This window comes from Cyanobium gracile UHCC 0139, assembly GCF_034931325.1.
Taxonomy (GTDB): Bacteria; Cyanobacteriota; Cyanobacteriia; order PCC-6307; family Cyanobiaceae; genus Cyanobium; species Cyanobium gracile_B.
This window is the reverse complement of sequence record NZ_JAYGHX010000010.1, coordinates 61,458-87,150: the sequence shown is the minus strand read 5'-3', so window position 1 is coordinate 87,150 and position 25,693 is coordinate 61,458. Positions and strand designations below refer to the sequence as shown.

Sequence of the window (25,693 nt, the reverse complement as noted above, 5' to 3'; positions counted from 1 at the left end):
GGGATCGAGCAGAACCGTCTGGCCGGCGGGCATGCGCACGGCACTGGCGGGATCGTCGGGGAGGAAGCGGTAACGCATCGGGCGAAGGGAAGGGGCCTTATTGCGAACGGCTCTCAACCTAGTGGACCCACGGTCACTTTTGCAAGCGATTCTCAATAGCAGCTGGTGATTGCGAGACGGGGGTCACTAGCGTCGAGAGCTGCTTCCAGAGACGCTGCCGTGATCCCCGATGCCCCGTGGCTGCTCGAACGTGAACGGCGCTGCCGCCGGGATGGCACCGGTCTGACGACGGCGGATCTGGTCGGCTGCTGGCGGCTCGAGCAGATCTGGAACAAAGGGAGCCGGCAGCCGGCGTCGGCGGCCGCGGCCCTGCTGCGGGGGCTGGCGGCCCGGCTGCGGCTTTCTGCGGCTGGGGCGGATTCGGAGGACGGGGGCCTGCGGCTCGCGAACAGCGTGCGCCTCGGTGCCCTGGAGCTTCGCTTCGAGGGCGTTGGGCGTCTGGAGGGCCGCCGCCCGCTGTTGGTCTTCAGCTTCGAGCGCCTGCTGCTGGTGCTGGGCGGGCGGGTGCTGATCGAGCGGGCCCTGCCCCAGCCCGATCCGCTGCGCCGACCCTTCTTCGCCCTGATCGCCGCCGAGCACCATGGCTGGCTGGCGGCCCGAGGGCGGGGTGGCGGCCTCGCCCTGTGGCTTCTCGAAGGGACGGACGGCGAGAATGAGGTTAGGGTGAATGAAAATTGAATAAATGGTTGGAACCATGGCTGACTCGGCGACGGCCCTGCAGGACTGGCTGCTCCTGATGGCGGAGGACGGCAGCCCCGCGACCCTCCCGGCCAACCTCACACGCGCGTTCCAGGCCAGCGACCCCGCCGTGCTGCCGGTGTTCGTCGCCCACGCCTGGGAGCAGCACCTCCGGGCGGAGGCGGACCGTGGACGGCAGGAAGCCTGTGAGGTGCAACGGCAGCACTGCGAAGCCGCCTTCCATGCCGAGCTCGGCCTTGACGCCCAGGCTGACGCCGACCTGGCCCTGCAGCTGGGCCGGGCGGTGGACCGCGGTCTCAGTGCCTGCCGCTGCGAACTGCTACTCACGGCCCAGCTGATGCCGGATGGTCAGCGCCGGTTTCGCCTCGAGCTCGGGGACAGCTCCGCTGGGACAGGGAGATCCCAGGAGACTGTCCAGGTGCTCTCCGTCGCCGGCGAGTCCCTGGCCCTGGCGATCCGCGCCGCCATCCATGCGGTGCTCGACAGCCGCGGCTGCCAGGTCAGCGCCACGCCGGGTCTGTTCCACCTCGAGGCCCCCCAGCTGGTGTCCCTGGTGGCGATCCTGAAACGGCTGGCCGTGCCGGAATCCAAGGCCCTGATGGACCTGATGGCGCTGGCGGCCTGAGCTCCGCTAGCCCGGCTCGGACACGGGCGCGTCAGGGGGCGGACGGCGAGCCGGGTTCCGGCATGCGCTCGAGGTTGGAGCCGAGGTCGGATTCGAGAAATTCCTTCACCACATGACCCATGCCGCTGAGCCCCGCCAAGGCCGACTGCAGTGCTGGCAGGTTGATGGCAACCTCCTCGTTGGGGTAGGCCCGCAGGAATCCCACCGCCGACAACGTTCCCGAGCCGGCCTTGATCCCAAGGATCGTGGCCGACCGCAGGGCCACCATGCCCACCGGCGGCGCTTTCAGCGGATAGAGGATGCCGGACAGCCGCTCCAGGGCGCTCTCGCCGAAACGGGTGCTCAGCAGCCGGCTGGTCTGCGCCAACGGCAGCGTCACCCGGTGGTTCAGCAGCCTGCCGACCTCGGCGGGGTCCTTGCCGCCAAGCCGCAGGGCGTCTCCCAGCAGGCCCACGGCCTCCCCGGTCCGGGCCAGCCGCTCCAGGTCGGCGACCGGGATCGAGCGGCGAAACGCCCCACTGACAAAGACCACCTGCTCGGCCGCCTCTGCCGCCGGCCCGGCCAGGATCAGCAGCGTGGCCAGTCCGGCGCCGCCCCAGGCGCGGGCCGTTGACCGGAAGGCAGGCAGGGGAGGCATCAATCGGGTGGCCGGATCCTTGGGTGCCGAATCAAGTGTGGGGCAGACGGCGGATGCCGGCGCTTCAGGGGTTCCAACTCGCCAGCCGGTCGGTCACGTCGCTGAGGGAGAGGCCGTCATCGCCCCAGCCATCCGGGGGCAGCAGGGTCGGGTTGCCCGGCCCGGGGCCGACGGCGGGACCGGCGGCGAAGGCCCCGTTCACCCAGGCCAGCAGTAATCCCCGCAGGGGGCCGCCACCTTGGTCGTAAGGCGAACCCATGTTGAAGTGATCGCCGCCGCCCGCCAGGACGAGCCGGTGTCCTGAGTTCTCCTGGCGGGCGACCCGGGCCATCGGCCCGATCGCTTCGGGACCGGAAGGCACCACCCAGTCGCGGCTGCCGCTCACCACCAGCACCCGGCCCTGGAAGACAGGGGCGGCTCCGGCGTCGAACAGCAGTGACATCGGCGGACTCACCGCAACAGCCGCCTTCACCCGCGGGTCGGTGAGGGCGGCCTGGTCGGTTCCGCCCAGGAAGCTGCACTGCAGGACCCAGCTCAGGTTGCGCTGGGGGTCCTGCAGATCGTTGCAGCGCTGCAGCAGCTGCTGGGAACTGGGTCGCGCGCCCGCCAGCTGCAGGGCCGTGGTGGCCCCCCAGGAGTGGCCCAGCACCACCACCGACCCGGTGGCCAGTCCGGTCGGAAGCCCCAGTGTCCCGTTGGCCGCCGCATCGATCAAGGCGGAGATGTCGAGGGGGCGCAGGCGGAGCTCCGCCGGACCTGGTGGCGGCACCTTGCCGGAGAGCATGGCCTGCTGCTGGGTCCGGTCACTGCCGGGGTGGCGGGGCAGCAGCACCGTGTACCCATGGCTGGCCAGATGCCGGCCCCAGCCCTCAAAGCTTTCGGGCCCGTCCCAGAGGCCATGGGAGATGGCCACCAGACGGCCGGACGGCTGCTGGGTCGGGCGAATCACCACCACCTCCAAGGGATGGGGCCGATACGCCACCGGCAGGGACAAGGTGTCGCGCCGTACGAGCAGGGGACCCGGATTCCGCAGGGCTGGGGCCGTTGTCGCCGCTGCCGTCCCCTCCAGCAGACGGGTGGCTGACAGCAACTGGGCGTTCATCCGCTGGAGGAGGAACAGGCCCTTGCCCACATCCACACTGGCAGTCCGACCCGGCACGGCCTGGAGCACCCCCCGCATCGTCAGGGGGCCCCGGCCGGCAGCCTGGTCCAGAACCTTCAGCACCGTGTCGCTCGAAATGTCGGCCGGCAGACCGTCGACACCCCCGAGGGAGGAGAGCAGGAGCAGGGCCTGCTGGGCCAGGGGGGAGGGGACGACCTGGCGGGCCACGTCCAGGGCCTGCAGGGGCAGGGGGGTGTTGAAAAGATCCACCAGGGAGCGTCCGATGGCGCCCCGGGTGGCCTGGTCAAGTTCGGCCAGGTCGCTGTGGCCCGAGAGCAGGGCCCTGGGATCGCTCAACTCCGCCAGCTGGATCGAGAACGTGGTCTCGACCAGCGGCAGCTTCAGCTCGATCGTCTCGAGGGCCCGCCCTGGTGGCGAAGCGGCCACGGCCGCAGCCAGGGCCAGACCCAGCCCGGCCAGGTACGGAGATGTCCGCGTCAAGAGAGGGACTCTGCTGGGGGGGGGGGGGCGCATCCTGGCAGAAACGAATGGGTCCGGCCCGCCCTCTGCGCCTTATTCCCCATCGTCTTCGGCGAAGCGGCTGTCGCGTCGTTCCCTTACTCGTCATCACCCGCCGGTCGGCGAGGAGCAAGCAGGCCCTGGCCCATCAGCGTCTGGAGACGTGCAGGATGCAGAAGGACAGGACCATGGCGGTCATGAGCAGGACGCGGGCCAGCAGGAAGCGGATCACGTTCTTCCTTTCGATCATCCAGGTTTCGAGCCATCCAAAGGGATGGAAGGCAGCGGGAAGGTTCATGGATTGGGGGCGTCTGCTCACGGCCGTCAGCTGGGAGCAGGGGTTCGATGAAGGCTTGGCAGATCCAGGATTCGTGGTATCTCATGGATTGGTCGTGGATGGTGTCGGTGAAGCGAACTGAATGGTGCAGGATTCGCAGTGGTGAGAAGAGCTCAGATCCAAGTCGTTTAGTTATTCTCTGGATCCGCGGACATTCTGTGCTTTTCACCAGGTACTCGAAGCGGCATCTGTTTCGTTATGTCCTGGAAAACCGGTTACTCGTGGTGCAGGCGCATCCGTGCCGACACCTGGGCTTCCGGATCGACCCCCGCAAAGGTCGGTGGCAGCCAGACCCTCACCACCATCAGCAGGGCCATGGTCATCAGAAACAGGCAGACCGCAAGAATCTGCTGCCAGTCCGTCTCCAACACGCCCCGGACGATCACTTCCCGAAGGACCGACACGATGGCGATCTCCACCGCCACCCCAATCGACACCCGTTGTTCCTGAAGGTAGATGATCAGCAGGCGGAACAACTCCACCAGGATCAGGATGAACAGGATGTCCGCGGTGACTTCATGGAACTCTGATGTCGACAATAGGCTGGAGAAGGTGCGCTTCAGTTGGAGCACCATCACGCCGAACAGTCCGAGACAGAGGGAAATGGCGATCAGGTCCTGGACGGCCTCGAGGAACTTGACGATCTGGCTGCGACGGAACTGTTGGTGCCATGGAATCGCGTCAAGGGGTGCGGAATCCGGCGTTCCGGTGGGCGGGTGGTTCATCACGCAGGGTTTTCGGAAACGGGAGGGTGGTCATGGGAAGGGGTGCGGGGCGGTCGCCCTGGGTCTGCAGACCAACGTCGCGGGGCACGAGCAGATCGGCTTCGCTGACCTTGATGACCTGACCCCTGCTGCGGAACCTGGTCAGGGATTTGGTCACGGTGACCCTGGTCATGCCGGCGATCGCAGCAAGCTGGCGGTGCGTCAGATTCATGTCCTCCAGGGAGAGTGTGGTCCCGCTGCTGCTGATCCGGCCGAACCGGGACCCGATCCAGTGCAGCAAACGCAGCAGTCGGGATTCGGCGGGTCGGATGCGATGGATCTGCAGCAACTGGGTGGTCTGGGTGAACAGATCACGCATGAATTCAAGGATTTCACTCTCGCTGGGTTCCCATTCGATCACCGCCACCCGGGTGAGGGAGATGAGCTCGTATGGGGTCACCCCGCAACCGGTGGGTGTAATCAGATCGCCAGGCCCCCAGATGCCGAGGGTGATGGATTCTCCCTCTTCATTCCAGGTGTTGGCTCGGATGTAGCCATCATCGATGCGCCAACTCAGGTTGGCCGGAAGATGATCATCGGCGCGAAGGGTCAGACGCAGCGGTCGGGCGGGCATGGCGAAGGTCATGTCGCGGCAGATGGCATGGCGGAGGGCTCCGGCGGGCGGTCTTGCAGGCTGCGGAAGATGCGAGTTGATGGGGTGTTCGTTTGGGGTGCCCGGCCCACCAGGAGGAACCTGGTGTTGGAGTCCGGGAACATTAAGGACTGGATTCGGTCGCTGGGTGCTACTTCAACGCAGAATTGCCAATCCAGCCGATAAGTCACGGTGATCGGATTCACGGTGATCGGATTGCCCCCCTTCGCCTGTTGCGCTTCGGCCCCTCAGCGGGGAACGTCGCGTGCCACCGCTGCCCGCGAGACCTGCCTGGTCAAGGCGGAGGCCGGAATGGCCCCCACGGGTCTGGTCTGGGGCTGGCCAACGGGGTGCCGCCACGGGCCCACCCGGCCCTCTCCTGGCTGATGGTGAGCGTCGCGAGTGGACGGGGAGGAGCTTGGGCTTCCCCTCCCTTGCCCAGGTACCCCGTCCCCGCGTGGCCCATGCCGAAAGCCGACCATCAGGCCTGGTACTGGGTTTTTCTGCTGTGGTCTTTTCGGTTGTCGTGACTACCGGTACAGGGGGCCCAGCGTCATCACACAACGATCAACAATCCCAGGATCAGGTGTCTCCTGGAATCCAGTCCCGGTGAGGGTCAGTTTGATGGCCCCCACCGGGATTTTTTTGAGAACTGCCTTTTTGAGTTCCTTGGTGTGAAGGTAAGTCCGTCAACCGTTCGACCATTGACGCACGGCGTGACGACATGTCCGGCCGCCTAGATCTCTCCGCCAGCGACCGACCCGCACCGGTCGCGACAGAGCACCTCAAGGGCCGGCCGGCCGGTGATGGCCAGGCGCCAGCGGGCCCAGAGCCCGTAGAGCGCGTCCACCAAGGGCCGCAGCAGGGGCCAGCGGGTGGGGGCATAGATCCAGCCCAGATTCACCAGGGCGTAGGCCTGGCGGAACACCTCCATATCCCGGATCACGCTGCCGTCGGCGCGCAGGGCATGCATGCGGCCCATCGCCTCGGCGTAGGTGATGCCGCCGTGGCGCGCCGGGTCGTAGGCGGGGTCGTTCACATCCACGAAGGCCAGCCGGCCCACCCCCCGGTCGCGGCGGCGCAGGGTGTCCACCTCCCGCAAACACAGGGGGCAGCCGCCGTCGAACAGCAGGGTGAGCTCGGGCATGGGGCTCCAGACGCCCGTCGACCCTAGAAAGAGTTGCCGCCGCTGCGGTGGCACCCATCCGGTGGCCAGACTCCAGCCCGCTCCCCTCCACCCCATGTCCGTCTGCCGCCAGGCCGCGCTGCACCGCTGGCAACGCCGGGACCCGGTGCTGATCCGTCGGCTGATGCCGTTCTGGGGCTGGTTGTACGAGCACTACTTCCGGGTCATCTCCGATGGCTGGGAGCACATCCCCGCCGCCGATCCGGTGCTGTTCGTGGGCTCCCACAACGGCGGGCTGGCGGCGCCCGACATGCACATGGTCATGTACGACTGGTTCCGTCGCTTCGGTCTGGAGCGCCCGGTGCTGGGGCTGGCGCATCCGAAGGTCTGGCTGGGCTATCCGCCCCTGGCCGATCTGGCCGCCCGCACCGGCGCCATTCCGTATCACCCCCGCCTGGCCCTGGCGGCCCTGGAGCAGGGCAACAGTCTGCTGGTCTATCCCGGCGGCGGGCAGGACACCTTCCGCCCCCACCGGGACAGGGGCCGCATCCACTTCGCCGGCCGCACCGGCTTCCTGCGCCTGGCGATCTGGCATGACCTGCCGATCGTCCCTGTGATCTCCTGGGGGGCCCATGACACCCTGGTGGTGCTGGAGGACCTCTACCCCCAGTTCCGCGCGCTGCACGAGCGGGGGATGCCCTGGCTGTTCGGCATCGATCCCGAGGTGATGCCCCTCTACCTGGGCCTCCCCTGGGGCCTGGCCCTCGGGCCGCTGCTCAACCTGCCCCTGCCGGTGCGGATCCACACGCGGGTGTGTCCGCCGATCCGCCTGGAACGCAGCGGCCACGCCGCCAGCCGCGACCGGGCCTATGTCCAGGCCTGCTACCAGCGGGTGACGGCCACCATGCAGGACGCCCTCGACCGGCTGGCCGCTGAGGCTCAGCGGTAACGGGAGGGGGACACGTAGGACTGGGACGGAATCGACTGCGGCCCGCTGCCGTTGCCGAGACGCTGCGGCAGGCCGTCCCGTTGGCGCTGCAGTTCCGCCAGGGAACGGGTTTCCCCCATGGCCAGGCCTGTCAGCACCGCCAGTTCCTGCTTCAGCTGGTTGGCGGGCCTCGGATTCACGAAGCGGAAGTTGAGTGTCGTCCTGTCGCCGCCGCTGTCGTACCCCACCACCGTGAAGTAGAGATCCGCCGTCTTGCCGGCCCTGGAGCCGGCGAGGGCCCCGCCCACCATGCCCCCCACCAGGCCGATCGGGCCCAGCAGCAGGCCACCGGCGATGGCCCCGGCGGTCCCGCCACCCACGGCTCCCACCGTGCCGTTGGTGCTGTCATAGGCCTCCTGCCCGCCCGCGTACCAGCGGGCGATCCTGCCGATGGGGATGAAGCTTTTCCTGTCACCGATGCCGTTGGCGTCGAGGTTGACGGTGCAGGGGTTGTTGCCGCAGAGGGCCTGATAGGTGGTGGCCGCCGCCGGGGCGGGAAGCAGCAGGGCCAGGAGCACCGGAGAGGCCTGGCAGGCTCGCCGTCGAAGCCGGGCTCGAGTGACGGTCATGGGTCGAGCGTGGAGGGCCCCGCCAGTCAATCGGCGCCCGGCACCGATGCAATGGGGCCGGGGCCACGGGGTGATGACCGGATGTGACCGACGTGCCGGAGCCCCCGTGGCTCCGATGATGGGCGTCGCTCTGCCGGTGTCCCCGGGGCCCCCATGTCCCTGATCAACACGGCCGTCGGTCTGCTGGCGATCAGTTCGCCGATCGGTCTGCTGCCGGTGGTGGTGGAGGCCGGTGGGGGCAACCCCGTGCGGATCCGCCGGATCAGCCGCCTGGCCGTGCTCACCTTTCTCTGTGCCCTGATCGCCGCCTGCTGGTGGGGCCAGGGTCTGCTCGACCTGTTCGGCATCACCCTGGAGGCCTTCCGGGTGGCCGGGGGACTGATTCTGCTGCCGATCGGTCTGCGCCTGATCGACGGCCGGGAGGTGAGCCATGGTTCGCTGGATGGCACCGAGGACAGTGCCGGCGTGGTACCGATCGGCCTGCCGCTGCTGGCCGGCCCGGGGGCCATCTCCCTGGTGGTGGCCGATGCCCCCGCCGCCTGGCAGGGCCGGCTCGCCCTCAGTGGTGTGATCGGCTTGCTGGCGATTCTCATCTATCTCTTGCTGATCGCCTCGATGCCCCTGCGCCAGGCCCTGGGGGAACTCCAGGAGAAGGTGATCAGCCGCCTGATGGGTCTGCTGCTGAGCGCCATCGCCGTCCAGATGCTCGTCAGCGGCCTCAGGGGGTGCTTTCCGGTGCTGGCCTGAGGCCCGTGGCGTTGCCCTGCGGGCTGCTCAGAGGCAACCGAGCCGCGGTGGCGTCGGTGGCCCCTCGAACGGGTCGATGGCCAGCTCCCGATCCAGCACGGTGAGGATGTCCTGGATCACGGCAGGGCGGGTGGCCACCCAGAGGAAACCCTCCATGGGAGCTGCCGCGACCGGATCCCACAGGCAGAACTGGGGGTGCTGCCGGTACATGCGGGTGGCCAGCGGCACCAGGAAGCGGGTCTTGGGGAACTGGTCTTCGCCGTGATCGAAGGTGAGGACGATGGCGAATTCCAGCTCGCCCTTCGGGGTGTAGCGGTCGATCCGGGTCTCCCCTTCCGATCCGGGAAGGGGGGAGAGCCGGTACTCGACATAGCGCCGATGGAAGGGATTCCTCTGCTCCTTCCAGGTCCTCGCCTCCACGCCCAGCTCAGCCGCCAGCTCGGTGAGCAGCAGATAGGAATGGGTGCGGAGGGTCTCGTGGAGCTCGTCGGTCCTGTTGCTCTGCAGCCGCCAGCGCTCCGCCAGCACCTCGTAGCGGTTCACTTGGGGCGGGTCCTGGGGGGCGGGTCCCGTGGGGCCAGTCACCGATGCTCTCCTCACTTTTTCAGTTTATCGATGGCGTGCGTGCGGGCCAGTGGATGGCTGCACCACGACGGAGGAGGGTCGTGCCGGATCGCATCACCCCCCGAAAGGCCCGTTGGAGGAGGCTTTTCGGTCACTCCAGCCCGGTCGCGGCAGGGCTGCAGCAGCACCGCTGCGCTGGCCATGGCCATGAGCGATAACTTGGTGTACTCTTAAGAGGCAGTGAAATGACGGTCATGGACCCTGTGAGCCCGGTAGCCCAGCTGGCAGTTGCCGCGATCAGCGGCGCCGCCTTCCTCATTTCGATGGTCGTGATTCCCTTCCCCGAATCGAAGGCCGATTCCTCGGCAGGGATTTCCCCGTCCTCACAAACGAGCGGCAGCATCTTCCATACGCTCGATTCCTCCAGCACTCCCCTGATCAAGTAAGCCTTCAGTCGGCCACCAGCGACGAACCCTCAGCAGGTGACGTGCGGGCCACGCATCGAGCAGCACCGAGCTCCTTTGGCCACCTCACACCTATCCCTGGATCGATACAAAGCGTCGATTCCATCCACAGATCACTGCTCCCCATCGGTCCACCGACGTCGCCCATGACCGTTCAGCCGCGAGACCCGATGCGGGCCCGCTGAACGTGCGTCACTCGCCGGGATTCCCTTCATCGACTTCCCCTGGTCACGGCGCAGGATGGTCCGGCGCCGCTCACCGCTGCCATGTCCTCCGGCCCTGAAGCTCCCCACGCGACGCCGTTGGTGCTGGTCCACGGCCTGTTCGACACGCCCAGGGTCTTCGACCGACTCGACCGCCAGCTGGCCGGCAGGCGCCAGCCCCTGCTCAAGCCTGCTCTGCCGCTCCGCTTCGGGGTCGCCCCGGTCGAGATCGCGGCGCAGCGGCTCGCCGCAGCGATCGAGGCAGCCTTCGGGAGCGAGGAGCCACTCGACATCCTGGGTTTCTCCATGGGCGGCGTCATCGCCCGCACCTGGATCCAGCGGCTGGGCGGCCATGCACGCACCCGCCGGTTCATCAGCCTCGGCAGCCCCCAGCAGGGGACCCTGGTGGCCCAGCCCTGGCCCCGCAGGCCGCTGGCCGGCATCGCCGATCTCAAGGCGGGCAGCCCGCTGCTGCGGGAACTCAATGGCGACCTCTCCATGCTGAAGGGGATCGACTGCCGCAGCTTCGCCACGGTCTTCGATCTGATGGTGGTGCCGGGCTGGCGGGCGGTGCTGCCCATCGGGCCGCGGCAGATGCTCCCGGTCTGGACCCACCAGCAGTTGCTGCGCCACCCGGCGGCCCTCGATCCGCTGGTAGCGGATCTGTTGCGCCCCTGAACGGCTTCCGGACCCAGCATGGGGGTGGACGCTGATCCGCGAGGTCACCATGCCGAACACCCTGGCTGCGAGGCTCAACGCCTGGGGGTTCTCCTGGGCGGGTCTGCGGGACAATCGCCGCGGTGAGTGGTGGCTGATTGCCCAGATGGCCCTGATCGTGGCCCACCTGCTGCCGGCCACTCCCTCCCCCGCCTCCCTGGGTCTGCCCTGGCCGCTGCCGGTTCGCCTCGCGGGGCTGGCCCTGTTCACCCTCGGCCTGGTGTTGGCCGGCCAGGGGGCCCTGAACCTGGGCGCCAGCCTCAGCCCCCTGCCCGAACCCATGGCCGGCGCCCCCCTGGTGACCACCGGGGCCTACGGCCGCTGCCGCCACCCGCTCTACCAGGCCCTGATCCTCTGCTCCCTGGGTGTGACCATGGCCCTGGGCAGCCTGCTGCATCTGGGTCTGCTGCTGGGGCTGGTTGTCGTGCTCGGCTTCAAGGCCCGCCGGGAGGAGGCCCGCCTGGTGCTGCTCCATCCCGATTACGCCGCCTACCGCCAGGCGACCGCCGCGATCCTTCCCGGGCTGCCCTGGCTGGACTGGCGTTCCGCCTGAGCCGCTGCCGCGCATCGGTGGAGCGGTTAGAACCGACCCCGATGCTGCCGGTATGGTCCATGGCCCTTCTTTCCCTGTTCCGGCTTCTGCGGGCCTGCGGCCTGGCCGCCCTGGTGGCTCTGGCGGTGGGCCTGGCCGATCCGGGGCCGGCGCTGGCCGCCTTTGTGCTGCCGCCGCTGCCCTACCCGGTCGATGCCCTGGCTCCGGCGATCGAGTCCACCACGATGACCATCCACCACGACCGCCATCACAGCGCCTACGTCGCCAACCTCAATGCCCAGATCGCCGACCACCCCGAGCTGGAGGGGATGGCGCTGGAGGAGTTGCAGGGCCGGATCTCCCGCTACCCGGCTGTGGTGCGCAACAACGGCGGCGGCCACTACAACCACTCCCTCTTCTGGCGGGTGATGGCGCCCCCGGGCCAGGGCGGTGCCCCTTCGGCGGAGCTGGCCGCGGCGATCACCGGGGCCTTCGGCTCCCCCGAAGCCCTGCAGCAGCGCTTCGCCCAGGCGGCGACCGGCCGCTTCGGTTCGGGATGGGCCTGGCTGATCCGCCGACCCGATGGCAGCCTGGCGATCACCAGCACCGCCAACCAGGACAACCCGCTGATGGATCTGCCGGGGATCGAACGGGGCGTGCCCCTGCTGGGTCTGGATGTATGGGAGCACGCCTACTACCTCGACTACCAGAACCGCCGGCCTGACTACGTCGCCGCCTGGTGGTCGTTGGTGAACTGGAACGATGTCAACCGGCGCTTCGCCGCTGGCGCCGCGACAACCACGAGTGAATCCTGACACCTGCGGTTGTCGGTAGCTGATACGACGTCTCCCCGGGAAAACGGTCGCGAAAGTTAACGATATTGCCGTGATCGCCATGGCCCCGTTCCGAACCGCCCTGTCCAGAACCGTCGAGCTCGTCCCCGTCCAGCGCACCGTCCACGGTGACGCCCTCTTCTCCGCGCCCCGCCCCAGCGACGAGACCCTGATCGCCGAAATCGCCAGGGGCGACGCCTTTGAGCTGTTCTGCCACCGCTTTCAGACCGATCAGCTGCTGGTGCTGCGGGGGGCGATCGACCTGGTGGTGCTGCAGAACCGCCAGCTGCGCCGCATTCCCCTGCGGGAGGACGAGGCCACCTGGGTCTGCATTCCCCCCGGGGTGCCCCACGGGGCCATCAACCGGGGCCGGATCCCTGCCCTGCTCGTCAATGCCGTGCTCCGCCACGGACCGAGCGACCCCAGGGATTACCAGCCCCACCCCGTTCCGCCCAGGTTCCGCAGCCAGTGGCGCCGGCTGGCGGTCGCCTGACCGCCGGCGTCCGGCCGCTCCATCAGTTGTATTCCCCGGGGATGTCCTGCTTGGTCACCGTGACCCGGCCCACCTTCTTGCCCGACAGGCGCAGCAACTCATCGCCCGAGAAGGCGAAGCCCCTGCCGGCGGCGATCTGGGCGACGTCGTCGGCGGTGGCGGCGGCCAGCACCTCGGCGCGCAGGGCCTGGTCGTCCTGCAGGCGGGCCAGGAAGGAGCGGGCCTGATCGAGGCTCATGGGCTGGCGGGGTCGGCGGGGCCGTTCAGCATGGCGCAGGCCGTCAGCGGCTCCACCACTTCTCCAGCTCCAGGTAGGTGAGGAACACCAGGCTGACGCCTCCGCAGGCCGCCAGCTCGATGGCCGTCAGCGGGGTGACGCCGAAGAAACGGGCCAGCGGCGCCACGTAGAGAAGCAGCAGCTGCAGGGCGGCGCTGGCCAGCACCGCCCCCAACAGCCAGGGGTTCGCCGCTGGAGGGGTGCGCCACAGGGCCTGATCGCTGCCGGCGGAAAGGGCATGGCCCAGCTGGGCCAGACAGAGGGTGGTGAAGGCCATCGTCTGCCAGGGCCGTCCCAGCCGGGCGGCCACCACCATCAGCGCCACCACCAGGGCACCGAAGACCAGTCCGATGCGCAGGATGGCGCTGCCCAGACCCCGGGCGAAGATCGATTCGCCCGGCTCGATCGGCGGCTGATACATCAGATCTTCGGCGGGCGGGCCCAGGGCGAGGGCCAGCGCCGGCAGTCCGTCAGTCACCAGGTTGATCCAGAGGATCTGCAGGGGGGTGAGGGCCAGCCCGAGCAGCGGTGCCGAGCCGATCGTGATCAGTTCCCCCAGGTTGCAGCCCAGGATGAAGCGCACGAAGCGGCGGATGTTGGCATACACCTGCCGGCCCTCCTCCACGGCGTTGACGATCGAGGCGAAGTTGTCGTCGAGCAGCACCACGTCGGCCGCCTCCCGGCTCACGTCCGAGCCGCTGATGCCCATGGCCACACCGACGTGGGCCTGGCGCAGGGCCGGGGCGTCGTTGACCCCGTCACCGGTCATGGCCACCACCGCGCCCGTGGCCTGGAGCGCCCGCACGATGCGGAGCTTCTGCTCCGGCAACACCCGGGCGAACAGGCTGGTCCGTCGCACCAGCGCTTCGAGCGCCGCCGCGTCGAGGCCCTCCAGCTCCGGCCCCTGAACGACTGGGCTGCCCGGCTCCGCCAGGCCGATGGCCTCGCTGATCGCGCGCGCCGTGAGGGGATGGTCACCGGTGACCATCACCGGCCGGATGCCGGCCCCGCGGCAGCGGGCCACGGCGCCAGCCGCCTCCGGCCGGGGCGGATCGCGCTGGGCCATCAGGCCGAGCAGCACCAGGCTCTCGAGCCCGGCCTCCGGGCCCGGATGCCGCGAGCTGGCGGCGAAGGCCAGCAGCCGCAGCCCCGAGGCGGCCAGTCCGCGGGACTGGGCCAGCCACCAGTCCCGCTGGGCCCCGCTGAGGCGCCGGATCCCGGCGCCGTCCAGCCAGCGATCGCAGCAGGGCAGGATCACCTCGGGAGCTCCCTTGGCGATCAGGACCAGCGAGCTCCCGGCAGGACTCCGTTCCAGGGGTGGGTGGCCCGCAGAGGGGCGGCTCAGGGGCGCCGTCAGGTTGCCGTCGGGGTCACTCAGCCACACCGCCATCATTCGCCGCTCCGCGCGGAAGGGCATCGCGGCGGCCCGGCCGTACTGCCTACGCAGGCTGGCGGCCTCCAGGCCCGCGCGGGCGGCGATCTCCAGCAGCGCCACCTCGGTGGGATCGCCCATTCCCCCCCGCGGCCGTGGCTCGGCGTCGTTGCAGAGCACACCGGCCTGGAGCAGCAGGTCGAGGTTGCCGGGGCAGAGTCCGACCACGGCCCCGGACGGCGGTGTCAGCTCAGCGGTCTGGAAGTCGGGGTGCACGGCCACGGTGCCGCAGCGGAGCTCCGTCACCACCTGCCGGTTCTGGGTCAGGGTGCCGGTCTTGTCGGTGCAGATGACGGTGATGGCGCCCAGCGCCTCCACCGCCGGCAGATGGCGGATCAGGGCGGCGCGACGGACCATCCGCTGGGTGCCGATGGCCAGGCTCACCGTGATCACCGCCGGCAGCCCTTCCGGCACGATCGCGACGGCGGTGGAGAGGGCCAGCTCCAGCAGCGCCAGGGGGGAGCCGCCGAGCAGCCACCCCCCCAGCACCACCGCCGCCACAAGCCCCAGGGCCCAGGCCACCAGCCGGCGGGAGAGGTCCGCCAGGCGTTGCTGCAGGGGCGTCGGCTCAGGACGGGCGGCGTGGATCAGCGTGGCGATGCCACCGAGCACGGTGGCCATGCCGGTGGCGGTCACCACCGCCAGTCCCCGGCCCCTGCCCACCGCGGTGCCCAGGAAGAGGCAGTTGCTGCACTCCACCAGCGGTGTGTCCGCTGCCAGCGGCGGTTCGGGGCGCTTGCCGACCAGCTCGGCCTCGCCCGTGAGCGCCGACTCCTGCACCCCCAGATCGCAGCCCTCCAGCAGCCGCGCGTCGGCGGGAACCTGATCACCGCTCTCGAGGCGGATCAGGTCCCCCGGAACCAGCTGGTCACCGGGGAGTCGCTGCCAACGTCCGTCGCGGCGGACGCGCGCCAGGGGCTGGGCGAGGTCCAGCAGGCTGCGCAGGGCCAGCAGCGCCCGACTCTCCTGCAGGTAGCCGAGCAGGGCGGTGAGCCCCACGATCAGCAGGATCGCGATCGCATCCTTGGGGACGGCGTGATCCACCACGGCCAGAGCGGCGGAGACCGCCGCCACCGCCAGCAGCAGGATCAGCATCACGTTGCTGAACTGATCCAGCAGGATCCGCCAGCGGCCCGGGCCCGTTGGCAGGACGAGCCGGTTGGGGCCTGTGGTGGCCAGGCGTTCGGCCGCGGCGGCCCCGCCCAGACCCTCGGCATCGACCCCGAGCCGGTGCAGGCAGTCCGCCCCGGAAAGAGCCTGCCAGGCCGTGGCCTCGGAAGGGATCATGGCCAGCCACCCGGTGGCCCCTGCACCCTAGGAGCGCTGCCGTTCACGCCCTGCAGCCCCTCGCTTGTCCCGTCTCAGCGCAGACTTTCGCAGGCCTCCCCGTCGCCGTCGCCATCCAGATAGCTGTGGCCCTGGCGCAGCAGCTCCTGGGCCCTGGCATGGGAGCCGATCTGGCTGCAGTAGTGGCGGCGGCCGTCGGGGGTGGTGCCATCGGGAATCCGGGCGGAGCGTCGGCCGCGCCGGAAGTCCCAGGGCCGGGTGATCCCACCCGGCACCCGCCAGACGCCGAGCCCCCGGCGGCGGGCCCGTTCCTCGGCCTCCAGGTAGGCCGCCCCGTCGCAGGCGGCGAGATAGCGCCGGTAGGCGAAGGCCAGGCCGTCCTCCACCAGGGCCAGGTTGATGTTGGTGTCACCGATCACCTCGGCCACCGTGCGCCCGAAGCGGTCGCTGCCGTGGGGCTGGATCGTCACCGGCCACCCCACGGCCAGGCGCATCAGGAGGGCCTGGCGCGCCTGCTGGCCCCAGGGGCTCTGGGCCGTCTCGGGGGCATCGATGCAGGCCAGGCGGACCGTGATCCTCTGCTGGTCGCGGCGCACCCGCAGGGTGTCACCATCGCCGATCGAGAGCACGGTGGCCCGGAAGGCCGGCGCCGCTGCCGCGGGCCCGGCCAAGAGCAGGGCCAGCAGGATCAGCAGCGACGGCAACCATTGGCCGGGCATGGCGCCGGGGCTGGAGGGAGAGGGCCCCCTCAGCCTTGCATCGCCCGCGCGCGCACCTCCTCGAAGCTGCAGCGCCGCCGCAGCGCCCCGTTCTCGAACACGGTCTGGAGGCAGCTGGCCGGATGGGGCTCCGGTCGCTCCAGCACCACCGTCCGATAGCCCTGTTCGTCCCGGATCAGGTCGAGCACGCCGGCCTTGCTGGTCTTGGCGGGATCGGTGACGGGGGTCTTGTGCACCGGGTGGATCCGGCCGGCCCGCTCCACCCACGACACCTTGTAGGCGAAGCGCTGGCTGTCCCGGTTCACCTGCTGCAGCAGGCCGCCACCCATGCCGAAGGCCACGTTCTCGACGCTGAAGCCCGCCGCCAGGATCGCTTCGAGCACCACCGGCAGGCTGGTGGCGGTGATGCCATCCCCCTGAATCACCCGCACGTGCTCCAGCACCCGGTAGCCCTTGCCGTTGAGCCGGCTGCCGAAACGGGCCTCCAGGCGCCGCAGCAGCTCGGGCACGATCGCCACCGGATCGCCCGAATCGGGCCGGATCACCACAGTGGCGCCCGAGGCGATCACCTGCTCCCGCAGCTGCTCGCCCCAGAGATGGTCGACGGCATTCCAGAGGTCGTAGGAATCAGAGACCACCGCCAGCACGGCACCGGGCCTGGCGAAGCGGTCGAGCATGGTCCGGTAGGCCTCCAGCTCGTGCTCCTGCCCCCAGGCCAGGATCGTGGAGTGCTCGGCGGCGGGAATCGAGAAGCCGGCCATCGGGCCGTCGTAGTGGCGCCGGCCCGCCACCAGGGCGGCGACGGTGTCGGTGCCGCGGAAGGCCACCAGGTGGGCCAGGCCGCCGATGGCGGCGCTCTCGTGGCTCGAGACGCCGCGGGAGCCGAAGTCGTGCAAGCGGAAGGGGAGTTCGGCGACCGGGTCGTCGGTGGAGCGCTCCAGGGCTGAGCGCAGCAGCTCCCGGAAGTGCCAGCTGCGGGTGGCCACGGTGGTGGGGTACCAGAGGCGCAGCAACAGGGTCTCCACCCAGGTGACCAGCCAGGCCAGGGCCGGATCGGTGGACTCCACCGTCATCAATACGTTGCCGGTGGGCACCCGGCTGCCCTCGGGGACGGCCCGGATCCGCAGGGGCAGCCGGCCGCCGTGGACGCTGAGCAGGCGCTGCCAGCCCTGGTGGTTGAACGGCAGGCCGTGGGCGCTCCAGAGGTCGGCGGCCTCCTCCACATCGCCCTGGCTGACGGGTCGCTCCAGGGTGTCCTGCAGCAGCATCTGCAGGCCGAAGAACAGGGTGTCGGGGTGCTCGCCGCCGCGGCTTTCCAGGTAGGCCCCCATGGCGGTGAGATCGGGGGGGTACTGGAGCCAGTGGCTGCCCTTGTAGCTGTCGGTGTCGAGCAGAAGATTGAAATCCATGGTGTGCGCTCCGCACGGGGTGGATGGTCGGCCCCGGTCCGGTCACCCCGGGCCGCAGGCGTTGATGGGATGGCTGTCGGCGCCGGCGGCGGCGCTTCTCAGAGTCGGGAGATGAAGTGCTGAATGATCTGGACGTGGTCCTCGAAGAACCTGTCTTCGTGGGCGTAGATGTCGGCCAGGGGCATCCAGAACGCCTTTTCGGCGTCATCGCCCCCGCGGACGGCGGGCAGGGCCCCGCCCTTGAGCTGGATCAGGAAGGCGTGGGTGATCACCCGGCCGCGCTGGGAGCGTCCCGGAGCATCGAAGACGTGGCGATCGGCGATCGATCCCTCCAGCACCGGCCGGGGCACCTTCAGGCCCGTCTCCTCACGGAGCTCCCGCAGCATGCCCTCGACCACCGGCTCCTGCTGGTTGAGGTAGCCCCCCGGCAGGGCGATCAGCCCCTGGCCGGGCCGCACCCGGCGGCGCACCACCAGCACATGGCCCGACTGGACCACCACCGCGTCGGTGGTGACGAAGGTGGGCGGGTAAGGCGCCACCGACCACAGCTGGCGATAGCCGGCGATGTAGTCGGCTTCCTGGCGCAGCCAGCGGTAGCGGCCCGTGGCCCGGTAGTCCGTCAGGAAGGCCCGTACCGCCTCCGGAACGTGCGCGGCCCACTCCGTTGCATCGGCATCGGAGAAGTAAGCCTGGCGAATGGCCGTGGCGTGGACCTCGCTCTGCAGGGGCACATCCTGGAAGTCCCACTGGGGAAACAGATCGAGGTAGTCACTGCTGCGATCCTTCCGGTGACCGATGAGCAGCACCCGTTCGTCCTCGGCCGTGACAGTGAGCACCTTCTGCTGCACCTCCGCCAGCCAGAGATTGTCGGAGTAGAGGTGGTCGCGGATCGGGATCACCTCCAGCCGCCGCTGCCAAGCGGCCGGGAGGGCGGCCCGGATCATGGCCTCCCGTTCCTCGCTGCTCCAGGGGTTGCGGGTGTCCGGGGCGCAGCGGTGGCTGCCCAGCAGGAGAATCAGGCGATCAGCCCTTTCCAGGGCCGCTTCGACCAACCCGTAATGCCCTTCATGGAAGGGCTGGAACCGTCCGATGAGGACGGCGACGTCGTGATGCATGGTGAACCTCAGAATCCCTGAGATGGCGCCCGCCTCACCGGCGGACCCCACCGATTTAGCACGCCGACGGAGACTGTCAACGCTGAGGGTCAACGTCCGGGCGCCGCGATCCGCAGGGGCCGGCGCAGGCCGGTTGACGGTGTGACGTTGCCTGCAGCAGAGGGCCATCACGGCTGGCCGCCCATAGCCTGAGGACTGCGGTGCGGTCTGAGGAAGCATGGGTCCCTCTCCTTCCGATGCGACCTCCTCTCTGATCAGGAATCTCAGCATCTTCACGGCATCGGTGGTGTCCCTCTCCGGGGCTTTCCAGGCCTGGAGCTCGATGCAGATCACCCATTCTCTCGAGGAGGCCAGGAGAACCCAGGCCTTCTCCAGACAGATCCTCGATCAGATGGACAACCTCACGGGAGAGAATGAAACCAAGGCCAAGGTTGCCCTGATTGGCCTTTACATCATTGCGGTCAATGAAAAAGACAAGATGAACATCGCCAATATCGCGCTCCAGAGCGGAAAGAACAGCCTCAGGGATGCCGCGGCCTTCCTGCTGCGGCAGGAATGCAAGGAACTTCCGGAGCAGTCAACCTGCAAGTACGCCCTGGAGATGCTGGCGCGTACGGAGGACGTGATCGTGCAGCGCCAGATCCGCAAGGAAGACAAGCTGATCGGCGATTCCCCGGAGGCTCGCCAGCAGGAGGTCGTGGTGAATGTTCAGGTTCAACCCTCGCCCGTGGCCCAGGCTCTCGAGGAGATCACGACGGCCAAGATCGCCGCCTCCGACCTGCAGGGATGGATCTACATCGGCAAGGCGGATCCCTCCGGTGCCCTTCTTGACGACCGCACCATCAACGTCGCCAGGAAGCCCTCCGCCAATGCGGATGTCACCACCATCACATCGGTGTATCTGCGCTCCCAGGGCACGATCCGCTCGGGTTCCTCCCTCGGCATCATCCCCAGAGGGCAGGTCCTGCGGATCCACGCCCTCAGTTCGAGGCCGATGGCGGGCGGCACCGAGGCCGTCTGGGCGAAGGTGAAGACCCAGAAGGGATCCCTCCAGAGCGTTCCCTGACGGGGAAAGCAACGCTCCGGGCCCTTGTGGCAGCGAGGCCCGTTGCCCTCGCCCCATCCGTTCCGCCGTCCCTGTCGCCATGGTGCTCCGCGCTCCCCTCTGGACCAGCCGCCACCAGGCGGGCCTGGCCCTGGCCGAGGCCTTCGCCGATCGCCGGGGCCTCAGCGGCGACACGACCCTGGTGGCCCTGCCCCGGGGCGGGGTGCCGGTGGCGGCCGCGATGGCGTCCCGGCTCGAGCTGCCCATGGTGACCTGGTCGGTGCGCAAGATCGCCGATCCGAGGTGGCCCGAGCTGGCGATCGGGGCCGTCGCCACCGGTGGGGTGGTGGTCTGGCGCCACGGGGCGGGGGGCCGGCAGCGGACCACCACGGCAACGGAGCACGGCTGGTTGCGGGACCAGGAGCGGGAACTGGAACGCCGGCATCGCCTGTTCGGGGACCCACCCGGCGACCAGCTGCGTGGCCGGCACCTGATCGTGGTGGACGACGGCATCGCCACCGGCATGACGGTGAAAGCGGCGCTTCTGTCCCTGCGCCAGGTGGGCCCGGCCTCCCTGGCCCTGGCGGTGCCGGTGGTGGACCGGGAGGTTGCCGGCGAACTGGATCGTCTGGTGGAACGCATGGAGGCCCTGGCCGTCGTCGGTGACCTGCAGGCCGTGGGGTTGTGGTTCGGGCACTTCGAGCAGCTCAGCGACCGGCAGGTGCTCGCCCTCCTGGAAGGCGCCCGGCGGGCATGCGATCATCCGCACCTGCCCCACCGGTGAGCGGCCCATGACCCTGGGGGAATCTGACGGCGCCCTGGTGTCCATCGCCGAGGCGTTCGATCTTCCCGGCCGGGTCCGCAGCCTCGAACCCCTCGGCAGCGGCAACGTCAACGAGAGCTTCGTCGTTGTCTGCGACGGCCCGCCCGTGGAGCGGTTTGTTCTGCAGCGCCTCAACCGGCGGGTGTTTGCGCGGCCCGACCTGGTGATGGCCAACATGCTCGCCCTCGGGGAGCACGTCGAGCGGCGCCTGGCGGAGAGCGGCTCTCCGCTGGGAGAGCGGCGCTGGGACGTCCCCCGGGTGGTGCGTTCCCGCAGCGACCAGCGGCCCTGGCTGGAGCGGGAGGGCGGCTTCTGGCGCCTGATCACCTTCGTCGAATCCGCCCGCAGCTTCGAGCTGGTGAGCAGTGCCGAGCAGGCCCGGGAAGTGGGTATCGGTCTGGGTCTGTTCCATCACCTGATCAGTGATCTGTCCCCGGAGCGGCTGGCCGACACCCTGGAGGGCTTCCATGTCACCCCCAGGTATCTCGAGCACTACGACGCCGTGCTGGCCGGTGCGCCGGCCGCGACAGGAAGCGACATCAGCCATTGCCGGGCCTTCGTGGAGGAGCGCCGGAGCTTCGCGCCGGTGCTGGAGGAAGCCCGGGCGAGCGGCCGTCTGCGGCTTCGCCCCATCCATGGGGATCCCAAGGTCAGCAACGTGATGTTGGAGGCCGGCTCCGGCCGGGCCGTGGCCCTGGTGGATCTCGACACGGTGAAGCCCGGGTTGATCCACTACGACATCGGCGACTGCCTGCGCTCCTGCTGCAACCCCCTGGGCGAAGAGACGGCGGATCTGGAGGCTGTCCGCTTCGATGTGGATCTCTGCCGTGCGCTGCTGGGCGGCTACCTCTCCGCCGCCTCAGGCTTTCTCACAGCGGCCGACTACGACCATCTCTTTGCCGCGATCCGCCTGATCAGCTTCGAGCTCGGCCTGCGCTTCTTCACCGATCACCTGGCTGGAGACCTGTACTTCCGTACGGAGCGGCCCGACCACAACCTGCAGCGGGCCCTGGTGCAGTTCCGGCTGACGTCCAGCATCGAGGTCCAGGAGCCGACGATCCTCGCGATGATCGATGAGCTCCGGTCCGGCGCCGCCGGCGCCCCCTGATGCCGGCTCCCCTCCGCCATGGCTTCGAGCTCCTTCCCTTTGGCGGCGAGTGCCCCTCCCCGGACCTGCGGCTGGAGGGAGAGGTCAGCCGGCAGGGCCCCCACCTGAGGCTCCGCTATCGGCTGGATGGTGCGATCGAGACGGTGCAGCTGCCGCCACCGATGGCCTCGCCTACGCGCCAGGACGGGCTCTGGAGGACGACCTGCTTCGAGTGCTTCTGGGGCATCGCGGGGGAGCGGCCCTACTGGGAACTCAACCTGTCCCCGGCCGGCCACTGGAACCTCTACCGGTTGGAGGACTACCGGCTGGGGCTGCGGCCGGAGTCCGGCTACGACCAGCCCCTGCACCGCGTTAGCCAGGGGGACAGTGTCCTGTCGATGGACCTGGATCTGTCGCTGCCGGCCCCGATCCCCCCTGAGGCTCCCCTGGAGGTGGCGATCGCCGCGGTGATCGAGGATCGCCGCGGCCAGCTGAGCTACTGGGCCCTGGCCCATCCGGGGGCCGAGCCCGATTTCCACCACCGGGACGCCTTCCTGCTGCGGCTCTGAGGGCATCCCGCTGGCTTCAGGCGCTGGCTTCGGCGTGGTAGCTGCTGCGCACCAGGGGGCCGCTGCGCACCTGGGCGAAGCCCAGGCCGCGGGCGATGGCGCCCAGCTCCTCGAACTCCTCCGGATGCCAGTAGCGGGCCACGGGGATGTGGGCGAGGGAGGGGCGCAGGTACTGGCCAAGGGTGAGCCGCTGGCAACCGACGGCCCGCAGGTGCTCCAGGGTGGCGACCACCTCGGCGGCGGTCTCGCCGAGGCCCAGCATCAGGCCGGATTTGGTGGGAATCCCCGGCGCCAGATGCCGGGCCATGGCGAGCAGGTCGAGGGAGCGGCGGTAGGTGGCGCCGCGGCGCACCTCCCCCTGCAGGCGCTCCACCGTCTCCAGGTTGTGGTTGAAGCACACCGGCGCGGCGGCCAGCACCGCGGCCAGCCGTTGCCGCTGGGCCCGGCGGCCCGCTTCGGGGTCCGGGTGTCCACCCCAGAAATCGGGCGTCAGCACCTCAATCAGCACCCGGGGATCCCGGCGGCGGATCGCCGCGATGGTGGTCGTGAAGAGGCTCGCCCCGTGGTCGGGCAGGTCGTCGCGGGCCACGGCGGTGAGCACCACGTAGCGCAGGCCGAGCTCCTGCACCGCCTCCGCCACCCGCTCCGCCTCGGCCCCGTCCAGGGGCACCGGGGCGCGGCCCTTGTCCACCTGGCAGAAGGCGCAGCTGCGGGTGCAGATCGGCCCCCCCAGCAGGAAGGTGGCCGTGCCGGCGGCGTAGCACTCGCCCCGGTTGGGACAGCGGCCCTCCTCGCAGATGGTGTGCAGCCGCTGCGCCTTGACCACCCCCTGCACCCGCTCGGTGGCCGAGGCCTCGCCCAGGGGACGTCGGATCCACTCCGGCAGCCGCTCGGCGGGGGGGATGGCGCTGTAGCGGCTGGTGGCGGTCATGGCGTCGCGGTCAGGGTGTCGCGGTCAGTCGTCGGGGTTCATTCCATGCGCCGGCGTCCTTCGAACGCCCGGGCCAGGGTGACTTCGTCGGCATACTCCAGCTCCCCCCCCACCGGCAGTCCGTAGGCGATGCGGGTGACGCTGGTGAAGGGCTTGAGCAGCCGGGCCAGGTAAAGGCTGGTGGTGTCCCCCTCGACGCTGGGGGTGAGGGCCAGGATCACCTCGATCGCCCCCTCCCGGTCGACCCGCTCCACCAGGGGCTGGATCTGCAGCAGCTCCGGACCGATGCCATCCATCGGCGAAATCAGTCCGCCCAGCACGTGGTAGTGGCCGTGGAATTCGCGGCTGCGTTCCATCGCCAGCAGGTCGCGGGAGTCGGCGACCACACAGATCTGCCCGTTGCGGCGTTCCTCGTTGCGACAGATCTCGCAGAGCTCCTCAGCGGAGAGATGGAAACAGCGCCGGCACTGCCCCACCTGGCTGCGGGCCGCCAGCAGGGCATCGGCGAAGCTGCGGATCTGTTCCTCCGGCTGGCGCAGCAGGTGCAGGGCCAGCCGCTGGGCCGTGCGGGGCCCGATGCCGGGCAGTCGTTCGAACTGGTCGATCAGCCGGGCCAGGGGTCGGGTGAAACCGCTCAGCGAACAGGCCGCAGGTAGCCAGGAATCTAGGCGGCCCGCTCGCAGCGGGCGAGGGCGCCGGGTGAGGATGGCTCCGGCTCCCGCCAGCTCCCCCGCCCCGCCCCGTGCCATGGGTTTCCCCGCCACCCACCAGCCCGTTGCCCCCGCCGCCGCCCCCTGGCGCGCCCGGGGCGGCTCCCTGCTGGCGGCCCTGCTGCTGACCCTGATGCTGGTGGGCTGCAGCGCCGCCGCCGCGGGCCTGAACTCCTTCCAGAGCCCGGATGGCCGCTATGCCTTCCTCTACCCCACCGGCTGGACCCGGGTGCAGGTCTCCAATGGCCCCCAGGTGGTCTTCCACGACCTGATCAACAGCGATGAGACCCTCAGCCTGGTGGTGTCCGAGGTCACCCCCGACCGGGACCTCAGCCAGCTCGGCAGTGCCGTCGAGGTGGGCGAGACCCTGCGGCGCAGCGTCATTTCGCCGGAGGGCAGCGGCCGCGACGCCGAACTGGTGGAGGCCCACGAGCGGGAGCAGGGCGGCCGCACCTACTACGACCTGGAGTACACCGTCCATCTGGCCGACCGGGACCGCCACGAACTCGCCACGGTGGTGGTCGACAGGGGCCGGCTCTACACCTTCGCCGCCAGCACCAACGAGGCCCGCTGGAACAAGGTGAAGGACCTGTTCGCCGTGGTGATCGGCTCCTTCACCCTGCAGATCTGAGGGTGTCATCCCCGGGCCGGCTGACGGTCATCGGCGGCGGGCTGGCCGGCAGCCTGCTGGCCCTGGAGCTGGTGGAGCGGGGACAGGCGGTGACCCTGGTGGACGCGGGGGAGGCCACGGCCACGGCCCTCAGCTACGGGGGGGTGGCCTGGTGGGCCGGGGCTCCGGGGCCCCTGGGCCGGCTGCTGCGCCAGGCCCCTGCCCGCTGGCGACGGCTGCAGGCGCGCCATGGGCCGCTGGGGTGGCGGGGCTGCGGTCTGCGCCTGCATGGCGGCGACTGGACCACCCCCCTGCTGCGCCCCCCCTTCGCCCAGGTGGACACCGCCGTGCTGATGGAGGCCATGCCGAGGGTGCTGGCGGCCGCCGGGGTCGAGCGGCGGCGGGGGCGGGTGCTGGCGCCGCCGCAACCGCTGGCCGGCGGCTGGCAGCTGGAGCTGGAACCCGGCGGCACCCTCGTGGCGGATCAGGTGGTGCTGGCGGCCGGGGCGGGTTGCCGTGCCCTGGCCCCCGGCCTGCCGGAGCGCCATCGCGCCAGCTGGGCCGGGGTGCTGGCCCTGCCAGCGCGTCCGACCCCGTCGACGGCCGCGGCCAGCCCCTGGCAGCGCCACGCGGCCGCGCGCCGCATCGTGCAACCGCGCCACTGGCAGCGCCCGTCCCTGGAAGCCCGGGCCCCGGAGCTGGGGGAGGAGCGCTGGATCGTCGATCCCGGTTTCGCCCCCCAGGGGGAGGGACTGCTGCTGGGGCAGATCAGCCTGGTGCGTCCGTGCCTGGACACCGGCGAACCGCCCGCGGCGGCCGAGATGGAACGCCGGCTGCGCCAGGCGCTGGCCAGGCTCGATCCGGCCCTGGCCGCCCTGCCGGGCCCCTACCGCCAGGTGCCGGTGGCCTTCTGCAGCGGCGAACGTCCCCTGGTGGGGCCGCTGGGCGGCGCGGCGGGTCTGTGGGTCTTCAGCGGATTCGGCGGCGCCTTCGCCCAGGTGCCGGTGCTGGCTCCGGTGCTGGCCGATGTGATCGCCGGGGTGACCGATCCGGGGGTTCTGGCCGGATTCGGCATCCTGCCGGGCTGACAGGCGGCCTTCCATCCAGC

The 25,693-nt window shown here is 70.0% G+C and carries 30 protein-coding genes; 15 read left to right on the top strand and 15 right to left on the bottom strand.

All coding sequences use genetic code 11. From position 1 onward, the window contains the following. Positions 1 to 219: 219 nt before the first annotated feature. Both VB738_RS14210 and VB738_RS14205 read left to right on the top strand, forming a co-directional pair. Entirely contained in the window at positions 220 to 738 is a 519-nt protein-coding gene (locus VB738_RS14210; protein WP_323306363.1) for a hypothetical protein, read from the top strand. 16 nt (positions 739 to 754) lie between these two features. After that, positions 755 to 1,384 (top strand): hypothetical protein, encoded by a 630-nt coding sequence (locus VB738_RS14205; RefSeq protein WP_323306362.1) that lies wholly within the window; start codon positions 755 to 757, stop codon positions 1,382 to 1,384. 31 nt (positions 1,385 to 1,415) lie between these two features. On the opposite strand, the gene VB738_RS14200 is transcribed toward VB738_RS14205, so the two are convergent. The 6 genes from VB738_RS14200 to VB738_RS14175 all read right to left on the bottom strand — a co-directional run bounded on the left by VB738_RS14200 (position 1,416) and on the right by VB738_RS14175 (position 6,482). Next, positions 1,416 to 2,021, bottom strand: coding sequence for an alpha/beta hydrolase (locus VB738_RS14200; protein WP_323306361.1), 606 nt, complete (start codon positions 2,019 to 2,021; stop codon positions 1,416 to 1,418). Between the two features lie 64 nt (positions 2,022 to 2,085). Then, complete coding sequence (locus tag VB738_RS14195; RefSeq protein WP_323306360.1) at positions 2,086 to 3,624, bottom strand: dienelactone hydrolase; 1,539 nt, start codon at positions 3,622 to 3,624, stop codon at positions 2,086 to 2,088. A gap of 166 nt (positions 3,625 to 3,790) precedes the next feature. Then, positions 3,791 to 3,940, bottom strand: coding sequence for a hypothetical protein (locus tag VB738_RS14190; protein WP_323306359.1), 150 nt, complete (start codon positions 3,938 to 3,940; stop codon positions 3,791 to 3,793). A 254-nt stretch (positions 3,941 to 4,194) separates the two neighbouring features. Continuing rightward, positions 4,195 to 4,704, bottom strand: a complete 510-nt coding sequence (locus VB738_RS14185; RefSeq protein ID WP_323306358.1) for a phosphate-starvation-inducible PsiE family protein — start codon at positions 4,702 to 4,704, stop codon at positions 4,195 to 4,197. Beyond that, positions 4,661 to 5,317 (bottom strand): Crp/Fnr family transcriptional regulator, encoded by a 657-nt coding sequence (locus VB738_RS14180; RefSeq protein ID WP_323306357.1) that lies wholly within the window; start codon positions 5,315 to 5,317, stop codon positions 4,661 to 4,663. The genes VB738_RS14185 and VB738_RS14180 overlap by 44 nt, the downstream gene beginning before the upstream one ends. Positions 5,318 to 6,071: 754 nt before the next feature. Further along, a complete protein-coding gene (locus VB738_RS14175) occupies positions 6,072 to 6,482 on the bottom strand; it encodes a DUF393 domain-containing protein (RefSeq protein WP_323306356.1) in 411 nt (136 codons plus the stop codon). A gap of 94 nt (positions 6,483 to 6,576) precedes the next feature. Here VB738_RS14175 and VB738_RS14170 point away from each other — a divergent pair, with 94 nt between their 5' ends. Next, a complete protein-coding gene (locus VB738_RS14170) occupies positions 6,577 to 7,410 on the top strand; it encodes a lysophospholipid acyltransferase family protein (protein WP_323306355.1) in 834 nt (277 codons plus the stop codon). Here the strand turns inward: VB738_RS14170 and VB738_RS14165 are convergent. After that, positions 7,401 to 8,018: a hypothetical protein gene (locus VB738_RS14165; protein ID WP_323306354.1), complete on the bottom strand. Its 618-nt coding sequence runs from the start codon at positions 8,016 to 8,018 to the stop codon at positions 7,401 to 7,403. The genes VB738_RS14170 and VB738_RS14165 overlap by 10 nt on opposite strands. A 153-nt stretch (positions 8,019 to 8,171) precedes the next feature. Here VB738_RS14165 and VB738_RS14160 point away from each other — a divergent pair, with 153 nt between their 5' ends. Further along, positions 8,172 to 8,765, top strand: coding sequence for a MarC family protein (locus VB738_RS14160; protein WP_106222598.1), 594 nt, complete (start codon positions 8,172 to 8,174; stop codon positions 8,763 to 8,765). Positions 8,766 to 8,792: 27 nt separating this feature from the next. Here the strand turns inward: VB738_RS14160 and VB738_RS14155 are convergent, their stop codons facing one another. Beyond that, positions 8,793 to 9,308, bottom strand: a complete 516-nt coding sequence (locus tag VB738_RS14155; protein WP_323306353.1) for a hypothetical protein — start codon at positions 9,306 to 9,308, stop codon at positions 8,793 to 8,795. Between the two features lie 266 nt (positions 9,309 to 9,574). Between VB738_RS14155 and VB738_RS14150 the strand changes: the two genes are divergently transcribed. From VB738_RS14150 to VB738_RS14130, 5 genes are all read left to right on the top strand, one after another. Then, positions 9,575 to 9,775, top strand: coding sequence for a hypothetical protein (locus tag VB738_RS14150; RefSeq protein WP_323306352.1), 201 nt, complete (start codon positions 9,575 to 9,577; stop codon positions 9,773 to 9,775). Between the two features lie 284 nt (positions 9,776 to 10,059). Next, entirely contained in the window at positions 10,060 to 10,674 is a 615-nt protein-coding gene (locus VB738_RS14145; protein ID WP_323306351.1) for an alpha/beta hydrolase, read from the top strand. A gap of 49 nt (positions 10,675 to 10,723) precedes the next feature. After that, complete coding sequence (locus VB738_RS14140; RefSeq protein WP_323306350.1) at positions 10,724 to 11,266, top strand: methyltransferase family protein; 543 nt, start codon at positions 10,724 to 10,726, stop codon at positions 11,264 to 11,266. Between the two features lie 59 nt (positions 11,267 to 11,325). Continuing rightward, a complete protein-coding gene (locus VB738_RS14135) occupies positions 11,326 to 12,060 on the top strand; it encodes a superoxide dismutase (protein WP_323306349.1) in 735 nt (244 codons plus the stop codon). A gap of 79 nt (positions 12,061 to 12,139) precedes the next feature. After that, entirely contained in the window at positions 12,140 to 12,571 is a 432-nt protein-coding gene (locus tag VB738_RS14130; RefSeq protein ID WP_323306348.1) for a cupin domain-containing protein, read from the top strand. 22 nt (positions 12,572 to 12,593) lie between these two features. Here the strand turns inward: VB738_RS14130 and VB738_RS14125 are convergent, their stop codons facing one another. From VB738_RS14125 to VB738_RS14105, 5 genes are all read right to left on the bottom strand, one after another. Further along, positions 12,594 to 12,809, bottom strand: coding sequence for a Nif11-like leader peptide family natural product precursor (locus VB738_RS14125; RefSeq protein ID WP_323306347.1), 216 nt, complete (start codon positions 12,807 to 12,809; stop codon positions 12,594 to 12,596). Between the two features lie 43 nt (positions 12,810 to 12,852). Continuing rightward, positions 12,853 to 15,567, bottom strand: coding sequence for a cation-translocating P-type ATPase (locus VB738_RS14120; RefSeq protein WP_323306346.1), 2,715 nt, complete (start codon positions 15,565 to 15,567; stop codon positions 12,853 to 12,855). Positions 15,568 to 15,641: 74 nt separating this feature from the next. Continuing rightward, positions 15,642 to 16,286: a thermonuclease family protein gene (locus tag VB738_RS14115; protein WP_323306345.1), complete on the bottom strand. Its 645-nt coding sequence runs from the start codon at positions 16,284 to 16,286 to the stop codon at positions 15,642 to 15,644. A 29-nt stretch (positions 16,287 to 16,315) separates the two neighbouring features. Further along, the gene (locus tag VB738_RS14110; protein WP_323306344.1) at positions 16,316 to 17,695 is read right to left on the bottom strand and encodes a nicotinate phosphoribosyltransferase; all 1,380 of its coding nucleotides are present in this window, start codon (positions 17,693 to 17,695) and stop codon (positions 16,316 to 16,318) included. A gap of 98 nt (positions 17,696 to 17,793) precedes the next feature. Further along, positions 17,794 to 18,810 carry a bifunctional nicotinamide-nucleotide adenylyltransferase/Nudix hydroxylase gene (locus VB738_RS14105; protein ID WP_323306343.1) on the bottom strand — a complete coding sequence of 339 codons (1,017 nt, stop codon included), beginning with the start codon at positions 18,808 to 18,810 and terminating at the stop codon, positions 17,794 to 17,796. A gap of 217 nt (positions 18,811 to 19,027) precedes the next feature. Between VB738_RS14105 and VB738_RS14100 the strand changes: the two genes are divergently transcribed. The 4 genes from VB738_RS14100 (at position 19,028) to VB738_RS14085 (ending at position 22,334) form a co-directional block, all read left to right on the top strand. Next, positions 19,028 to 19,876: a hypothetical protein gene (locus VB738_RS14100; protein WP_323306342.1), complete on the top strand. Its 849-nt coding sequence runs from the start codon at positions 19,028 to 19,030 to the stop codon at positions 19,874 to 19,876. Positions 19,877 to 19,955: 79 nt separating this feature from the next. Further along, positions 19,956 to 20,639, top strand: a complete 684-nt coding sequence (locus VB738_RS14095) for a phosphoribosyltransferase (protein WP_323306341.1) — start codon at positions 19,956 to 19,958, stop codon at positions 20,637 to 20,639. Between the two features lie 7 nt (positions 20,640 to 20,646). Next, positions 20,647 to 21,786 carry a phosphotransferase enzyme family protein gene (locus tag VB738_RS14090; protein ID WP_323306340.1) on the top strand — a complete coding sequence of 380 codons (1,140 nt, stop codon included), beginning with the start codon at positions 20,647 to 20,649 and terminating at the stop codon, positions 21,784 to 21,786. After that, positions 21,786 to 22,334, top strand: coding sequence for a DOMON-like domain-containing protein (locus tag VB738_RS14085; RefSeq protein WP_323306339.1), 549 nt, complete (start codon positions 21,786 to 21,788; stop codon positions 22,332 to 22,334). Before VB738_RS14090 ends, VB738_RS14085 begins: the two co-directional genes overlap by 1 nt. A gap of 16 nt (positions 22,335 to 22,350) precedes the next feature. Here the strand turns inward: VB738_RS14085 and lipA are convergent, their stop codons facing one another. Together lipA and recR are read right to left on the bottom strand one after the other, a co-directional pair. Beyond that, positions 22,351 to 23,265 carry a lipoyl synthase gene (gene lipA, locus VB738_RS14080; protein ID WP_323306338.1) on the bottom strand — a complete coding sequence of 305 codons (915 nt, stop codon included), beginning with the start codon at positions 23,263 to 23,265 and terminating at the stop codon, positions 22,351 to 22,353. A 38-nt stretch (positions 23,266 to 23,303) separates the two neighbouring features. Then, a complete protein-coding gene (gene recR / locus VB738_RS14075; protein ID WP_416233184.1) occupies positions 23,304 to 23,873 on the bottom strand; it encodes a recombination mediator RecR in 570 nt (189 codons plus the stop codon). A 139-nt stretch (positions 23,874 to 24,012) separates the two neighbouring features. Here recR and psbP point away from each other — a divergent pair, with 139 nt between their 5' ends. Both psbP and VB738_RS14065 read left to right on the top strand, forming a co-directional pair. After that, positions 24,013 to 24,606: a photosystem II reaction center PsbP gene (gene psbP, locus VB738_RS14070; RefSeq protein WP_323306337.1), complete on the top strand. Its 594-nt coding sequence runs from the start codon at positions 24,013 to 24,015 to the stop codon at positions 24,604 to 24,606. 2 nt (positions 24,607 to 24,608) lie between these two features. Continuing rightward, positions 24,609 to 25,673, top strand: coding sequence for an FAD-binding oxidoreductase (locus VB738_RS14065; RefSeq protein WP_323306336.1), 1,065 nt, complete (start codon positions 24,609 to 24,611; stop codon positions 25,671 to 25,673). Positions 25,674 to 25,693: the final 20 nt, after the last annotated feature.

Excerpts from the sequence above, each read along its gene's own strand:
- VB738_RS14205 (WP_323306362.1), top strand. The coding sequence starts at position 755 with ATGGCTGACTCGGCGACGGCCCTGCAGGACTGGCTGCTCCTGATGGCG.
- VB738_RS14200 (WP_323306361.1), bottom strand. The coding sequence starts at position 2,021 with ATGCCTCCCCTGCCTGCCTTCCGGTCAACGGCCCGCGCCTGGGGCGGC.
- VB738_RS14190 (WP_323306359.1), bottom strand. The coding sequence starts at position 3,940 with ATGAACCTTCCCGCTGCCTTCCATCCCTTTGGATGGCTCGAAACCTGG.
- VB738_RS14185 (WP_323306358.1), bottom strand. The coding sequence starts at position 4,704 with ATGAACCACCCGCCCACCGGAACGCCGGATTCCGCACCCCTTGACGCG.
- VB738_RS14180 (WP_323306357.1), bottom strand. The coding sequence starts at position 5,317 with ATGCCCGCCCGACCGCTGCGTCTGACCCTTCGCGCCGATGATCATCTT.
- VB738_RS14175 (WP_323306356.1), bottom strand. The coding sequence starts at position 6,482 with ATGCCCGAGCTCACCCTGCTGTTCGACGGCGGCTGCCCCCTGTGTTTG.
- VB738_RS14170 (WP_323306355.1), top strand. The coding sequence starts at position 6,577 with ATGTCCGTCTGCCGCCAGGCCGCGCTGCACCGCTGGCAACGCCGGGAC.
- VB738_RS14165 (WP_323306354.1), bottom strand. The coding sequence starts at position 8,018 with ATGACCGTCACTCGAGCCCGGCTTCGACGGCGAGCCTGCCAGGCCTCT.
- VB738_RS14160 (WP_106222598.1), top strand. The coding sequence starts at position 8,172 with ATGTCCCTGATCAACACGGCCGTCGGTCTGCTGGCGATCAGTTCGCCG.
- VB738_RS14150 (WP_323306352.1), top strand. The coding sequence starts at position 9,575 with ATGACGGTCATGGACCCTGTGAGCCCGGTAGCCCAGCTGGCAGTTGCC.
- VB738_RS14145 (WP_323306351.1), top strand. The coding sequence starts at position 10,060 with ATGTCCTCCGGCCCTGAAGCTCCCCACGCGACGCCGTTGGTGCTGGTC.
- VB738_RS14140 (WP_323306350.1), top strand. The coding sequence starts at position 10,724 with ATGCCGAACACCCTGGCTGCGAGGCTCAACGCCTGGGGGTTCTCCTGG.
- VB738_RS14135 (WP_323306349.1), top strand. The coding sequence starts at position 11,326 with ATGGCCCTTCTTTCCCTGTTCCGGCTTCTGCGGGCCTGCGGCCTGGCC.
- VB738_RS14130 (WP_323306348.1), top strand. The coding sequence starts at position 12,140 with ATGGCCCCGTTCCGAACCGCCCTGTCCAGAACCGTCGAGCTCGTCCCC.
- VB738_RS14125 (WP_323306347.1), bottom strand. The coding sequence starts at position 12,809 with ATGAGCCTCGATCAGGCCCGCTCCTTCCTGGCCCGCCTGCAGGACGAC.
- VB738_RS14120 (WP_323306346.1), bottom strand. The coding sequence starts at position 15,567 with ATGATCCCTTCCGAGGCCACGGCCTGGCAGGCTCTTTCCGGGGCGGAC.
- VB738_RS14115 (WP_323306345.1), bottom strand. The coding sequence starts at position 16,286 with ATGCCCGGCCAATGGTTGCCGTCGCTGCTGATCCTGCTGGCCCTGCTC.
- VB738_RS14110 (WP_323306344.1), bottom strand. The coding sequence starts at position 17,695 with ATGGATTTCAATCTTCTGCTCGACACCGACAGCTACAAGGGCAGCCAC.
- VB738_RS14105 (WP_323306343.1), bottom strand. The coding sequence starts at position 18,810 with ATGCATCACGACGTCGCCGTCCTCATCGGACGGTTCCAGCCCTTCCAT.
- VB738_RS14100 (WP_323306342.1), top strand. The coding sequence starts at position 19,028 with ATGGGTCCCTCTCCTTCCGATGCGACCTCCTCTCTGATCAGGAATCTC.
- VB738_RS14095 (WP_323306341.1), top strand. The coding sequence starts at position 19,956 with ATGGTGCTCCGCGCTCCCCTCTGGACCAGCCGCCACCAGGCGGGCCTG.
- VB738_RS14090 (WP_323306340.1), top strand. The coding sequence starts at position 20,647 with ATGACCCTGGGGGAATCTGACGGCGCCCTGGTGTCCATCGCCGAGGCG.
- VB738_RS14085 (WP_323306339.1), top strand. The coding sequence starts at position 21,786 with ATGCCGGCTCCCCTCCGCCATGGCTTCGAGCTCCTTCCCTTTGGCGGC.
- lipA (WP_323306338.1), bottom strand. The coding sequence starts at position 23,265 with ATGACCGCCACCAGCCGCTACAGCGCCATCCCCCCCGCCGAGCGGCTG.
- psbP (WP_323306337.1), top strand. The coding sequence starts at position 24,013 with ATGGGTTTCCCCGCCACCCACCAGCCCGTTGCCCCCGCCGCCGCCCCC.